Source organism: Rhizobacter sp. P5_C2 (assembly GCF_054049715.1).
The window spans coordinates 15,146-28,251 of the sequence record NZ_JBFULV010000013.1; the positions used below are offsets into that span (position 1 = coordinate 15,146).

At 68.6% G+C, this 13,106-nt stretch carries 16 protein-coding genes; 4 read left to right on the plus strand and 12 right to left on the minus strand.

All coding sequences use genetic code 11. The annotated features are described in order from the left end of the window. The first annotated feature begins 68 nt into the window (after positions 1-68). Positions 69-1,211, plus strand: coding sequence for a hypothetical protein (locus ACXJLU_RS06565; protein WP_457329638.1), 1,143 nt, complete (start codon positions 69-71; stop codon positions 1,209-1,211). Here the strand turns inward: ACXJLU_RS06565 and ACXJLU_RS06570 are convergent. After that, the gene (locus tag ACXJLU_RS06570; protein ID WP_457329639.1) at positions 1,204-1,893 is read right to left on the minus strand and encodes a DUF4197 domain-containing protein; all 690 of its coding nucleotides are present in this window, start codon (positions 1,891-1,893) and stop codon (positions 1,204-1,206) included. The genes ACXJLU_RS06565 and ACXJLU_RS06570 overlap by 8 nt on opposite strands. A gap of 12 nt (positions 1,894-1,905) precedes the next feature. Between ACXJLU_RS06570 and ACXJLU_RS06575 the strand changes: the two genes are divergently transcribed. Then, positions 1,906-2,424 carry a TlpA family protein disulfide reductase gene (locus tag ACXJLU_RS06575; RefSeq protein ID WP_457329640.1) on the plus strand — a complete coding sequence of 173 codons (519 nt, stop codon included), beginning with the start codon at positions 1,906-1,908 and terminating at the stop codon, positions 2,422-2,424. Positions 2,425-2,443: 19 nt separating this feature from the next. On the opposite strand, the gene lipA is transcribed toward ACXJLU_RS06575, so the two are convergent. The 9 genes from lipA to ACXJLU_RS06620 are packed head-to-tail and all read right to left on the minus strand — an operon-like array spanning position 2,444 to position 9,194. Further along, the gene (gene lipA / locus ACXJLU_RS06580) at positions 2,444-3,436 is read right to left on the minus strand and encodes a lipoyl synthase (protein WP_457329641.1); all 993 of its coding nucleotides are present in this window, start codon (positions 3,434-3,436) and stop codon (positions 2,444-2,446) included. Between the two features lie 44 nt (positions 3,437-3,480). Continuing rightward, on the minus strand, positions 3,481-4,146 hold the full coding sequence (gene lipB, locus ACXJLU_RS06585; protein WP_457329642.1) for a lipoyl(octanoyl) transferase LipB: 666 nt from the start codon (positions 4,144-4,146) through the stop codon (positions 3,481-3,483). 27 nt (positions 4,147-4,173) lie between these two features. Next, positions 4,174-4,449 (minus strand): YbeD family protein, encoded by a 276-nt coding sequence (locus ACXJLU_RS06590; protein ID WP_073468198.1) that lies wholly within the window; start codon positions 4,447-4,449, stop codon positions 4,174-4,176. A gap of 52 nt (positions 4,450-4,501) precedes the next feature. Continuing rightward, complete coding sequence (locus tag ACXJLU_RS06595; RefSeq protein WP_457329643.1) at positions 4,502-5,377, minus strand: D-amino acid aminotransferase; 876 nt, start codon at positions 5,375-5,377, stop codon at positions 4,502-4,504. 39 nt (positions 5,378-5,416) lie between these two features. Continuing rightward, on the minus strand, positions 5,417-6,607 hold the full coding sequence (locus tag ACXJLU_RS06600) for a D-alanyl-D-alanine carboxypeptidase family protein (protein ID WP_457329644.1): 1,191 nt from the start codon (positions 6,605-6,607) through the stop codon (positions 5,417-5,419). A gap of 40 nt (positions 6,608-6,647) precedes the next feature. Continuing rightward, entirely contained in the window at positions 6,648-7,262 is a 615-nt protein-coding gene (locus ACXJLU_RS06605) for an alpha/beta hydrolase (protein WP_457329645.1), read from the minus strand. A 14-nt stretch (positions 7,263-7,276) separates the two neighbouring features. Next, on the minus strand, positions 7,277-7,603 hold the full coding sequence (locus ACXJLU_RS06610; protein ID WP_056804579.1) for a (2Fe-2S) ferredoxin domain-containing protein: 327 nt from the start codon (positions 7,601-7,603) through the stop codon (positions 7,277-7,279). A 9-nt stretch (positions 7,604-7,612) separates the two neighbouring features. Beyond that, positions 7,613-8,746 carry a VanZ family protein gene (locus tag ACXJLU_RS06615; protein WP_457329646.1) on the minus strand — a complete coding sequence of 378 codons (1,134 nt, stop codon included), beginning with the start codon at positions 8,744-8,746 and terminating at the stop codon, positions 7,613-7,615. Between the two features lie 7 nt (positions 8,747-8,753). Next, positions 8,754-9,194, minus strand: coding sequence for a CopD family protein (locus ACXJLU_RS06620; RefSeq protein ID WP_457329647.1), 441 nt, complete (start codon positions 9,192-9,194; stop codon positions 8,754-8,756). Positions 9,195-9,468: 274 nt separating this feature from the next. Between ACXJLU_RS06620 and hemB the strand changes: the two genes are divergently transcribed. After that, positions 9,469-10,476 carry a porphobilinogen synthase gene (gene hemB / locus ACXJLU_RS06625; RefSeq protein WP_457329648.1) on the plus strand — a complete coding sequence of 336 codons (1,008 nt, stop codon included), beginning with the start codon at positions 9,469-9,471 and terminating at the stop codon, positions 10,474-10,476. A gap of 29 nt (positions 10,477-10,505) precedes the next feature. After that, a complete protein-coding gene (locus ACXJLU_RS06630) occupies positions 10,506-11,624 on the plus strand; it encodes a magnesium transporter CorA family protein (RefSeq protein WP_457329649.1) in 1,119 nt (372 codons plus the stop codon). A gap of 4 nt (positions 11,625-11,628) precedes the next feature. Here ACXJLU_RS06630 and ybeY read toward each other — a convergent pair whose 3' ends face one another. Both ybeY and ACXJLU_RS06640 read right to left on the minus strand, forming a co-directional pair. Continuing rightward, positions 11,629-12,078, minus strand: coding sequence for an rRNA maturation RNase YbeY (ybeY, locus tag ACXJLU_RS06635; RefSeq protein WP_457329650.1), 450 nt, complete (start codon positions 12,076-12,078; stop codon positions 11,629-11,631). A gap of 2 nt (positions 12,079-12,080) precedes the next feature. Continuing rightward, entirely contained in the window at positions 12,081-13,103 is a 1,023-nt protein-coding gene (locus ACXJLU_RS06640; protein WP_073468176.1) for a PhoH family protein, read from the minus strand. Positions 13,104-13,106 lie beyond the last annotated feature (3 nt).

Below are 13,106 nucleotides of genomic sequence, written 5' to 3' on the forward strand. Positions count from 1 at the left end.
TGAAGGACACTTGCAACCAAGGGTGACAAACCCGCACAAGCCGTTCTTTCACGGACAGGGATGCCAACATGGACATGACCGAACTCGACCGCGCCGCCGCGCCCGCTCACCAAGACGGCCACGAGCCGGACGAGCGCGATCACTGGCGGGACGTGGTCAACGAGCTCAGCGCCGAGATGGCGACGCCGCTGACCAGCGCGCTCGAACGCGTCACGACGCTGGCCGGCACCGGCCGCATCGACCGTGTCAGCCTGCGCTGCCTGGTGGAAGAACTGCAGAAGGCGCGCGCGATCAGCATCACCGGCCAGCAGCTCGGTCGACTGGCCTCGGGCCGGCTGCGGCAGACGCATGAGCGCCTGCCGCTCACGCAGAGCCTGAAAGACGTGCTGACCCAGCGCGCCGCCGAAACCCAGGCGCGCGGCATCCACATCAAGCAGGTGCTGAAGCCGGCCGACGTGATCGTCGACGCCTCGCTGCTGTTCAGCCTGTTCAACGCGCTGCTGGACTGGTCGCTGGCCCATGCGCAGTCGACCATCGACTACCGCATCGACATCAAGACCTGGCCGACGCATGCGCGCCTGGTCAGCAAGTTCGCCTACCAGCCCGAAGACCAGGCCGACCTCCCGCCGGCCACGGTGGAAGACGGCTCGCCGCTGGATTCGATCGCCTGGCGCCTGCTCGAGCAGACCGCCTGGACGATGGGCCTGCCGATCGAACGCAAGATCGAAGGCAGCCACGTGACGCTGTCGATCGAGTTCCCCCGCACCGTCAGCGAGCAGCTCGAAGGCCTGAGCATCCTCGAGCTCGACCGCGGCTTCGCGCCGTCGTCGCGCACCAAGCCGCTGGCCGGCAGCCACGTGCTGGTGGTCGCCTCGCGGCGCGACGTGCGCGTACAGGTGCGCGACGCGGTGCGCAACATGGGCCTGCTGGTGGATTTCGTGACCTCGATCGAGGAAGCCCGCGATTTCTGCCGCAGCGGCCTGCCGCATGCGATCGTCGTCGAGGCGGTGCTGCGCGGCGACCGCTTCAACGACCTGCGCCACGAGGTCGATTCGGCCGGCACCGAGGTGGTGTTCATCGAGATCATCGAAGAGGGCAACGCCTTCGAGATCTCGGGCTTCGGCGGGCTGAGCATGGCGCGCGTCGGGCGCGACGCGATCCTGACCTCGCTGCCGTCGGCGCTGATGTTCGAGCTGTCGAAGACTACTTGAGGCTGCCGAACACCTTCTTCAGGATCGCGCTCCCGGTGGCGACCGGGTTCTCGCGGATCTTGTGCTCTTCTTCGCCGATCATCACGAACAGCCCGTCGAGCGCCTTCTCGGTGACGTAGTTGTGGATGTTGGCGTCCTGCGGCTTCAGCAGCCCGAAGCTGGCCGCCTTGCCGGCCACCGCGTTGTACTTGTCGACCAGCGCCACCTTCTCGGTCGCCCGCTTGACGATCGGCAGGAAGCGCACGCCCAGCGGCTCGCGGGTCTTGGCCGAGAAGAACTGCGTCACCGAGCCATCGCCGCCGGTCAGGATGCCCTTCGCGTCGTCGACGCTCATGCTCTTCACCGCGCCGACCAGCAGCGTCTTCGCTTCCGGCACCGCGGCCTCGGCGGCGCGGTTCAGCGCCGTCTCCAGTTCGTCGACGCGCCGTTGCTGGCCGGTCGCCTTCAGGAAGCGCGCAGCGTCGTTCAGGAAGCCGGGCAACGGGATGTGCACCTTCGGGTTCGCGAGAAAACCGTCGGGCCGGCCGAGCAGGCTGACGGCCGACACCGCGCCGCGCTCCAGCGCCGCCCGGATGCCCGAGGCCGCGTCGCCTTCGCTCAGGCTGAACGCCCAGGCCGAGCCGTTCCAGGCCCACAAGCCCAATCCTGCGAGCGCCCCTGACGTAAACTTTCTCCGTTGCATCGATCGAACCCCATGAAATTGACCCGCCATCTTGCCGTTGCGTTGAGTGTTCTGGCAATCGCGGCAGCGGCTTGTGGGGCTTATGCAGTGTTTTCGGGCAGCGCCGGTCCGCGGATCGCGCCCGACGCCGCGTTCACCCGCCTCGACGGTAGCCGCAGCAGCGTCGCGCAGTTGAAGGGGCAGGTGGTGCTGGTCAACTTCTGGGCCACCACCTGCACGACCTGCGTGCACGAGATGCCGCAGGTGGTCGAGACCCACAACCGGTTCAAGGCGCGCGGCTTCGAGACGCTGGCGGTGGCGATGAGCTACGACCCGCCGGCCTCGGTGATCCACTTCGCCGAATCGCGGCACCTGCCGTTCACCGTCGTGATCGACAACACCGGATCGGTAGAGAAAAGCTTCGGCCCGATCGAGGGCACGCCGACCAGCGTGCTGATCAACAAGCGCGGCGAGATCGTCAAGCGCTATGTCGGCGCGCCGGACTTCGCGGCGCTGCAGGCGCTGGTCGAGAAACTGCTCGCCGAGGCCTGATCCCGGATCACGCCTGCGTTCAAATGGCGTTCGCGACGCCGGCTTCGTGCGCCTGCTGGTCCGCGTGGTAGCTCGAACGCACCATCGCGCCGACGGCCGCGTGCGTGAACCCCATCTTCAGCGCCTCGTGCTCGAACATCTTGAAGGTGTCCGGGTGCACGTAGCGTCGCACCGGCAGGTGGTGGCCGCTCGGCGCGAGGTACTGGCCGATCGTCAGCATGTCGATGCCGTGCTCGCGCATGTCGCGCATCACCTGCAGGATCTCTTCATCGGTCTCGCCGAGGCCGACCATCAGCCCGCTCTTGGTCGGCACGTGCGGCGCGAATTCCTTGAAGCGCTTCAGCAGGTTCAGCGAGTACGCGTAGTCCGAGCCCGGGCGTGCTTCCTTGTACAGGCGCGGCGCGGTCTCGAGGTTGTGGTTCATCACGTCGGGCGGTGCCGCCTTCAGGATCTCCAGCGCGCGGTCCATGCGGCCGCGGAAATCGGGCGTCAGGATCTCGATGCGGGTCTCGGGCGACAGCTCGCGGGTGCGCTGGATGCACTCGACGAAATGCGCCGCGCCGCCGTCGCGCAGGTCGTCGCGGTCGACGCTGGTGATCACCACGTACTTCAGGCGCAGCGCCGCGATGGTCTTCGCGAGGTTCAGCGGCTCGTCCGCATCGAGCGGATCGGGCCGGCCGTGGCCGACGTCGCAGAACGGGCAGCGGCGGGTGCACTTGTCGCCCATGATCATGAACGTGGCCGTGCCCTTGCCGAAGCATTCGCCGATGTTCGGGCACGACGCTTCTTCGCAGACCGTGTGCAGCTTGTGCTCGCGCAGGATCTGCTTGATCTCGTAGAAGCGGGTGGTCGGCGAGCCGGCCTTCACGCGGATCCAGTCCGGCTTCTTCAGCGTCTCGGCGGCGACGATCTTGATCGGGATGCGGGCCGTCTTGGCCTGCGCCTTCTGCTTGGCGCTCGCATCGTAGTGGGCCGCGTCCTGGGCCTGGTGGATGACGTTCTCGGTCGACATCGGGGTACTTTCTTGGGGGCGGCCGACGGGTCAGCGCAGTGGAATCAGCTGAGGTGCGACGCGAGCCGGTCGCCCAGCTGCTGCGCCGCGGTGGTCCAGTCGGTGCGGACGCCCAGTGTAGCCAAGTCGACGGTTTGCAGCCCGGCGTAGCCGCAGGGGTTGATGCCGCTGAAGGGGCTCAGGTCCATCGCCACATTCAGCGCGACGCCGTGGTACGTGCAATGCCGGCTGATCTTGATGCCCAGCGCGGCCACCTTGCCGAGGCCTTCGAACTCGTGCACGCGCGGTCCGCTCAGCGCGGCATGCCCGGCCGGATCCGCGAGGTTCACGTAGATGCCCGGCGCGCCCGCCACCCGGTGGCCGGTGATGCCGAAGCCCTCCAGCGTCTTGATGACGCAGTGCTCCAGCCGGTAGACGTATTCCTTCACGTAGATGCCGAGCCGGCGCAGGTCGATCAGCGGGTAGGCCACCACCTGGCCGGGGCCGTGGTACGTGACCTGCCCGCCGCGGTTCGTTTGCACCACCGGGATGCCGTGCGGGTCCAGCACATGCTCGGCCTTGCCGGCCAGGCCCTGCGTGTAGACGGGCGGGTGCTCGCACAGCCAGATCTCGTCCGGCGTGTCGGCGCCGCGGCCCTCGGTGAACTCGCGCATCGCCTGCGCGGCCGCCGCATAGTGGGTCGGGCCGAGCAGCTTCAGCAGCGCGGACACGTCAAAGCACCAGCCACCGCGCCAACGTCAAAGCACCACCTTGACCATCGGATGGGTCGACAGCGTGCGGTACAGCTCGTCGAGCTGCTCGCGGCTGGTGGCGGTGACGGTGATCGTCACGCCCAGGTACTTGTTGCCGCTGCTCGGGCGGATCTCGACGGTGGACGCGTCGTAGGCCGGGTCGAACTGCTTCGCGATCGTCGTGATCGCATGGACGAAACCGTCGACGTTGGTGCCCATCACCTTGATCGGGAAACGGGACGGGTAGTCGATCAGCGACTGGTCGGGCGGAATCTCTTGCATCTCTTGCATCGTGGCGTTCATGCCGTCGCAGATGGGGCGGCCGGCAGCAAATTCAAATCGACTGCACCTTCTTGGCCCGCTGGTAGGCCTCGTAGAGCTTCGCGTAGACGGGGCCCGGCTTGCCGCGCAACGCGCCATGGCCGACCGCTTCGCCGTCGACCTGGGTCACCGCCAGCACCTCCTTGGTGGCCGAGCTCAGCATCAGCTCGTCGGCGCCCGCCACCTCGGCCTCGGAGATCGGGCGCAGGTTGTAGCCGATGCCGGTTTCCTCGCACAGCTCGCGGATGAGCTCGTAGCGGATGCCTTCGAGCACGTGCTCGCTCTTGGGCGGCCCGAGCACCGCGCCTTCGTGCACGACCCAGACGTTGCTGGACGAGGCCTCGGTCAGGAAGCCGTCGCGGAACATGATCGTCTCGATCGCGCCGTGGTCGGCCGAGATCTGGCGGGCCAGCACGTTGCCGAGCAGCGAGATCGACTTGATGTCGCCGCGCTCCCAGCGGAAGTCGCGCGCGGTGACGCAGGTGACGCCGTGGTGGCGCTGCTCGGCGCTGGCCGGCTTCATCGGGTTGGCCATCATGAACACCGTCGGTGTCAGATCGGGCGGCATCACGTGGTCGCGCACCGCGACGCCGCGCGTGATCTGGATGTACAGCAGCTGGTCGTCGGCCGCCTGCGCGTCGATCAGCGTGCGGCAGCGTTCCAGCCACTGCGCCCGGTCGAACGGGCTCGCGATGCGCACCTTGCCGAGGCTGCGGGTCAGGCGGGCGAGGTGCTCGTCGAAGCGGAACAGGCGCCGGCCGTAGACCGGCACGACCTCGTAGATGCCGTCACCGAAGACGAAGCCGCGGTCCAGCACCGACACCTTGGCGTCGCGCAGCGGGCCGTACTCGCCGTTGAGGTAGCACAGGGTGTCAGGAAGGGCTTGCATGCGGGCTCCCGGGGACAGATGCAGTGGGGACGGACGAGCTTACTTGATCCACAGCCGCAGGGCATCCCAGGCGCGGCCGAAGATGCCGGCCTGCTCGACGGCAGTCAGCACCACCAGCGGCAGCTCGGCCACCGGCGCGCCGGCGGAGGTCGTCACCCTCAGCGTGCCGACGCGCTGGCCCTGCGCCAGCGGCGCGACCAGCGGATCGGTGCGTTCGATCTTCGTCTGCAGCTTCGCGCCGTCGCCCTTGGGCACGCTGACGAAGACCGCGTTCGCCGCGCCCAGCTGGGCCTCGCGTGCCGCGCCCTTCCAGACCGGCACCGTGGCCACCGCCTTCGACGACTCGAACAGGCGCACCGTGTCGAAGGCCTGGAAGCCCCAGTTCAGCAGCTTCTGGCTCTCGTTCGCGCGCGCGTCCATCGAGGCCGCGTTGAGCACCACGCTGAGCAGGCGCCGCTTGCCACCGGCCGCGCCATTGGCGGCCAGGTTCGGGAAATCGCGCTGCGCCGACACCACCATGCAGTAGCCGGCGGCCTCGGTGTAGCCGGTCTTCATGCCGTCGACGGTGGGGTCGCGCGTCAGCAGCACGTTGCGGTTGTTCTCGTTGCTGATCGGCGCGCCGTCATAGTGGTACTTCTTGATCGAGTAGATCGGGTAGTACTCGGGGAAGTCGCGGATGATGCGGCCCGCGATCACCGCCACGTCGCGCGCGGTGCTCTTGTGGCCCGGCTCGGTCAGGCCGGTGGCATTCTTGAACTGGGTGTTCTTCAGGCCGAAGGCCTGCGCCTGGCGGTTCATCAGCTCGATGAACTGGTCGAGCGTGCCGGCGACGCCTTCGGCCAGCACCACCGCGGCGTCATTGCCCGAATTGACGATCAGCCCGCGCAGCAGATCCTCGACCTTCGGCGTGCTGCGCGGCTCGATGAACATCAGCGAGCCGCCCCCCTTGCGCTCCTGCCAGGCGCGCAGCGACACCGGCAGCGTCTGCTCCATCGTCAGCTTGTGGTCGCGCAGGGCCGCGAACGCCAGGTACGCGGTCATCAGCTTGGTCAGCGAGGCCGGGTCGGCCGGCGCATCGGCCTCGCGCTCGGCGAGCGTCTGGCCGGTGGTCAGGTCGAGCAGGATGTAGCTCTTGGCCGCGACCTCCGGCGGCTGGGGGGCCTGCGCGTGGGACACGGACGAGACGGCGGCGGCGGCGAGCGCCAGCACGAGGGCAAACAGTCTTTTCATGACATCGGAATCAGGTTGGGCGGCGCGAATGGCCCCGGCATCAACGATGCCAGGACCGCACCACCAGGTTCTTCAGCAGCGCCAGCTGCCCGTGAAAGAAATGGCCCACGCCGGGGATGACCACCACCGGCAGGGACTGCGGTCGTGCCCAGTCGAGGGTCGCCGACAGCGGCACGATGTCGTCCGACTCGCCGTGGATCACCAAAGTTTCCTCCGGCACCGGCGCGACCTTCTGTTTCTGCGTCGACGGCCCGACCAGCACCAGCCGCTCGACCTTCGCATCATCGGGCAAGCGGGCCGCCGCCTGCGATGCGACGTAGCCGCCGAACGAGAAGCCCGCGAGCGCGAGCGGCAAGGCCGGATCGCGGTGCGCGGCGATCACGGCCAGCGCGTCGTCGATCTCGCCCTGGCCTTCGTCCCACACGCCCTCGGAGGCCGCCACGCCGCGGAAGTTGAAGCGCACGCTGCGGTAGCCCAGCTGCAGGAAGGCGCGCGCAAGCGTCTGCACGACCTTGTTGTCCATCGTGCCGCCCTGCTGCGGGTGCGGGTGGCAGATCACGGCCACGCCGCGCGGCTCGCCCTCGGGGCGGTCGAGCGCGCATTCGAGCGCGCCCGCGGGGCCCGGCGTCAGTTGCTTGACGGTCTTCGAATTCATCGGCCCGGCCCCGGTCAGCGCCCGACCGAGTCCGGCAGCAGCAGCCGCTCGACCACCACGCCGTTCTTCAGGTGCGATTCGACGATCTCGTCGATGTCGGCATCGTCGATGTAGGTGTACCAGACCGCTTCCGGGTAGACAACCGCCACCGGCCCGCCGGCGCAGCGGTCGAGGCAACCCGCCTTGTTGACCCGCACGCCGCCGGGGCCGGCCAGCTTCTCGGCCTTCGTGCGCGACTTGCAGCGTTCGAAGCCGGCCTGCGCATGGTGGTTGGCACAGCTGTCTTCGCCTTTGTCGCGCTGGTTCAGGCAGAAGAAGATGTGGCGCTTGAAATAGGTCATCGGCGCATTTTACGGACCTGGGGCGGCGGGCTCGATGCTGTCCCGGGCGGCCACGCGGGCAAGAAGGTAGACCAGCGCCGCATACGGCCACAGCCAGCCCACCCATTGCGCGAGGCCGTGGAAGCGGATGAAGCGGCCCTGCTCCCAGCCCTGCAGGCTCTCGGCGAAGTAGGGGTCGGTCGGCGCCTGCGCCACCAGTGCGACCAGCGCCGTCACGACCACCAGGCCGAGGCCGGCCGCGCCGCGCCGCGGCACGCGCAGCAGCAACAGCCCGGCGATCGCACCGGCCAGGAGCCCCGGCAACGCGGGCGGCGTCAGCCACGCCAGCGCATGCTGCGGGCCGAAGTTCAGCGCCGTCGACAGCGTGGTCGTCGCGAAACCGAGCGCGGCCGCGCCGGGCACCGTCACCGCGCGGCGCCAGCCCGGCCGCACGATGGTGTAGGCGACCAGGCAGGGCGCCAGCAGGCCGAGCAGGATCGTCAGCACCTCGCTGCCGCGCGTCAAGGGCGTCATCGCGACGCTCGCATCGGCCCAGTCTTCGGTCCACGCCGACCAGGGCGTGCCGGCGAGCGCCTCGGCGGCCAGCTCCTGCAGCCGCACCAGCACCTGGCCGAGGCCGAGCGGCACCGGCGTCGGGAACAGCAGGCCGATCGGCCACAGCAGCAGCAGCAACAGCCCGCCGGCACTGCGGGCGACGAACCAGCGGTCGCGCAGCGTCTGCCAGCGCTCGATGCCGCCCAGCGCATGCACCGCCACCGCGACCAGCGCACCGGCCAGCGTGCCGGCGGCGTTCAGCATCCAGTCGAGCATCGACGGCACGCGCTGCGGCAGCCAGTTCTGCAGGCTCTCCATCAGGAACGACAGCAGCGCGCCGGCCAGCAACGCCACGACGAAGGCGATCGACACCCGCCGCCCCGAGCGCACCAGTGCCCCCACCGCGAGCGCGCCGAGCGGCATGTAGCCGAGCAGGTTGGAGACCACGTCGAAGGCCGTCCAGTAGCGCAGCCACGGCAGGTGGCCGAGCCCGTACAACGGAAGCGCAATCGGTTGCTTCCAGCCGGTGAACGGCGACAGGCTGGCGTAGACGATCAGCGCCGCATACAGCCACGCCAGCGGTGCGGCCGAGCTGCGATGCCGTGCCATGGCCTGGTCAGAACGGCTTGACGATCACCAGCACGACGATCGCGGCGAACAGCAGGATCGCGGTCTCGTTGAAGAAGCGGTACCAGCGCTCGCTGCGCTGGTTGCTGAACTGCTCGAACTTGCGCAGCAGCGCGCGGCAACCGTGGTGGTAGCCGATCGCCAGCACCACCAGCGCGAGCTTGGCGTGCAGCCAGCCGTTGCCGGGCCCGCGCCCGACGCCGAAGCCCAGCCACAGCCACAGGCCGAACAGCAAGGCCGGCACCATCAGGAAGCTGCTGAAGCGATAGAGCTTGCGTGCCATCAGCAGCAGGCGCTCACGTTCAGCATGGCTGTCGGGCGGCACCGATGCGAGGTTGACGAACAGGCGCGGCAGGTAGAAGAGACCGGCGAACCAGCTCGCGACGAAGATGAGGTGCAGGGCCTTGACCCAGGGATAGAGGCTGCTCATCCGCGGGATTATGGCGGCCCAAAAAAGAAAACCCCGACCGTCAAGGCCGGGGTTGAAAAGCCTCATCGCTGTCATCACGGTAAGGCTCCTGCTCAGGGAGGAAAAGCAGGGAATGACGACCTTGCGGCTATCATTCAGTGGCGACTTTAGCAGATGAGTGCCGGGCTGTTGAAGTGCCGCCGCACGGGATTTACACGTAAAAAGTCCCGATGTCTCATCGTCACATCGGTTTCGGCGGCCGGCCCCCGCGTCGCAACCGCCCTCAGAAGAAGCCATGCTGCCGCCCGCCCCGTTCCCCACCAGCCGCCCGCGCCGCCTGCGCCGCGATGAATTCACCCGCGCGCTCGTGCGCGAAAACCGCCTGCATGCCAGCGACCTGATCTACCCGGTGTTCGTGCAGGACGGACACAACCAGGTGCACGAGGTCGCGTCGATGCCCGGCGTGCAACGCTTGAGCCTCGACCGCCTGATGCCGCTGGCCGAAGAATGCGTGAAGCTCGGCATCCCGGTGATGGCGCTGTTTCCGGTCATCGAGCCCGCGCTGAAGACCGAGGACGGCAGCGAAGCGCTGAACCCGAAGGGCCTGGTGCCGACCGTGGTGCGCGAACTGAAGAAGCAGTTTCCGCAGCTCGGGCTGATGACCGACGTGGCACTCGACCCGTTCACGAGCCACGGCCAGGACGGCCTGCTCGACGACACCAATTACATCCGCAACGACGACACCGTGAAGGTGCTGACCGCCCAGGCGCTGGTGCAGGCCGAGGCCGGCGTCGACATCGTCGCGCCCAGCGACATGATGGACGGCCGCATCGGCGCGATCCGCAACGTGCTCGAAGCGCGCGGCCTGGTCCACACGCGGATCATGGCCTACAGCGCCAAGTACGCGAGCGCCTTCTACGGCCCGTTCCGCGACGCGGTCGGCTCGGCCAAGAACCTCGGCAAGGCGAACAAGAAGGTCTACCAGATGGACCCGGGCAACAGCGACGAAGCGCTGCGCGAGGTCGCGCTCGACCTGGCCGAAGGCGCCGACATGGTGATGGTCAAGCCCGGCATGCCCTACCTCGACATCGTGCGGCGCGTGAAAGACGAGTTCCGCGTGCCGACCTTCGCCTACCAGGTCAGCGGCGAGTACGCGATGGTCAAGGCCGCCGCCGCCCAGGGCTGGCTCGACCATGACGCGGTGATGCTCGAGAGCCTGCTCGCGTTCAAGCGCGCCGGCGCCGACGGCGTGCTCACCTACTTCGCGCTCGACGCGGCCCGGCTGCTGCGGCAGCAAGGCTGACGGCGCACCTGACCTCACCAACGCGGCGCATGCGCATCTTCCACATCACGGCCGAGCAATTCTCCGAGATCGAATCGCTGCCCGACAAGCTCCCGCCCACCGGCTACCTGTGGATCGGTACCGCGCGGCGCGAGTTCGAGGTCAACGTCGCTGAGATCCAGGCCGGGCTGCAGCGCTGGACCGGCGGGCAGCTGGTCGACCTGCACATCTCCGACCTGCTGAACAACCAGCTGCCGTCGCACTTCGACTACACCTCGTGGTACGACCTGATGGTGTTCCGCCGGCTCGCGGCCGGCAGCGGCAGCGCGGGCCTGTTCCTCGACGACCAGACCGGCACCGCCAGCACCGCGCGGCGCGCGCTCGAGGCGATCGACACCAGCCCGGTCGGTTTCGCGGTGTTCGACCGCGTGCTGCTGACGGTGCACCCGACCGACTGCCAGGTGCGCGATTTCTTCGCGAGCAAGCTGCAGCAGATGGTCGAGGGCGCCGACCAGCGCTACGAGCCGCGCGGTGCGATGCGCCTGCCGGCCAGCCCCGCCGACCTGATGCTGCGCATGCTGAACCACATGGTCGACAGCTACCTCGAGCTGCGCCGGCTGCTGACCCGGCAGCTCGGCTACCTGCAGCAGGAGCTGTTCAACCCGCGCAGCCAGTTCGACAGCTGGCAGGTGCTGCTCGAGTCGCGCAACTCGCTGCACCTGCTGGAAGACACCTGCGAGGACCAGCGCAGCGCGATCGTCGAATGGATCGACTCGCTCGACGAATGGCCGGACGAGCCGGACCCGAAGGCCGCGCGCGACCGCGAGCTGCTGCGGGTGCGCTCACGCGACGTGCTGGAGCACATCGAGCGCGTGCTGAGCCATGTGCGGCGGCTCGAATCCTCGGCCGAGACCGCGGTGCAGATGCATTTCTCGGCGCAGAGCAACCGCACCAACGACATCATGCGCACGCTGACGGTGCTGACCGCGATCTTCTTGCCGCTGAACCTGGTCACCGGTTTCTTCGGGATGAATTTCGAAGGGCTGCCGCTGATCCACAGCGGCGACGGTGTCTGGATGGCCAGCGGCTTCATGCTGGTGATCGCCGGCACGCTCGGCTGGTTCTTCTGGCGCAAGCGCTACCTGAGCACCTCGCGCCGGCCCCGCTGATGCTTCAGCGCTGGTACGGGTCGTCGTAGCCGAGTGCCGCGAGGATCCGCGTCTCCTCGGCCTCCATCTCGACCGCTTCATCTTCCTGCTCGTGGTCGTGGCCCTGCGCATGCAGCGTGCCGTGCACCAGCAGGTGCGCGTAGTGCGCCTGCAGCGTGATGCCCTGGGCGCGCGCCTCGGCCTCGACGACCGGGGCGCACAGGATCAGGTCGGCCACCACCACCGGCGTGTGGCTGTAGTCGAAGGTCAGCACGTTGGTCGCGTAATCCTTGCTGCGGTAGTCGCGGTTCAGCGCGCGGCCCTCGTCGGCATCGACGATGCGCACCGTGATCTCGCCGGGCGCCTGCAGCGCCGCGCGGATCCAGCGCGCCACCTTGTGGCGGGGCAGCTCGGTGCGGTGCGACGCGTCGGCGAACTGCAGCGACAGGCTCAGGTCATCCCGTGCAACCGCCATGGTCAGAGGCGCTCCGCAGGGGTCGCGTCGTAGGCCTCGACGATGCGTGCGACCAGCGGGTGGCGCACGACGTCGGCGGCGGTGAAGCGCGTCATCGCGATGCCGGCCACGCGGCGCAGCACGCGCTCGGCGTCGATCAGCCCGCTGTCGGTGCCGCGCGGCAGGTCGATCTGGCTCACGTCGCCGGTGACGACGCACTTGCTGCCGAAGCCGATGCGCGTCAGGAACATCTTCATCTGCTCGCGCGTCGTGTTCTGCGCCTCGTCGAGGATCACGAACGCATGGTTCAGCGTGCGCCCGCGCATGAAGGCGAGCGGCGCGATCTCGATGTTGCCCTTCTCGAACGCGCGGGCGACCTTGTCCATGCCCATCAGGTCGTACAGCGCGTCGTACAGCGGGCGCAGGTAGGGGTCGACCTTCTGCGCCAGGTCGCCGGGCAGGAAGCCGAGCCGTTCGCCGGCCTCGACCGCCGGTCGCGTCAGGATGATGCGCTGCACGCTGCTGCGCTCGAGCGCATCGACGGCACAGGCCACCGCGAGGAAGGTCTTGCCGGTGCCGGCCGGGCCGATGCCGAAGGTGATGTCGTGCGCCAGGATGTTGCGCAGGTACAGCTGCTGGTTCGGCGTGCGGCCGGTCAGCTCGGAGCGGCGGGTGCGCAACTGGACCTCGTCGTCGTCGCCGGCCTCGTCGCCCTGCACGTCGCCCTCGACCGCCTCGCGCAGTGCCGGGCGTCCGAGCTGGGGCGTGCGCGGCCGGGCCTGCGAATCGTCGGCCAGCGCCTCGGTGACCGCCAGCTGCAGCGTCTCGGCCGTGATCGGCCGGCGCGAGCGGCCGTACAAGGTCTGCAGCAAGGCCACCGCGCGCTCGGCGCTCGCCTTCGGGCCGTCGATGCGGAACGATTCGTTGCGGCGCGAGATGCTGACGCCGAAGGCCGTCTCGATGCTGCGCAGGTGTTCGTCGACGCTGCCGCACAGGTGCGACAGGCGGGCGTTGTCGAGCGGGATGAAGGCGTGGCGAAGGATCACGGG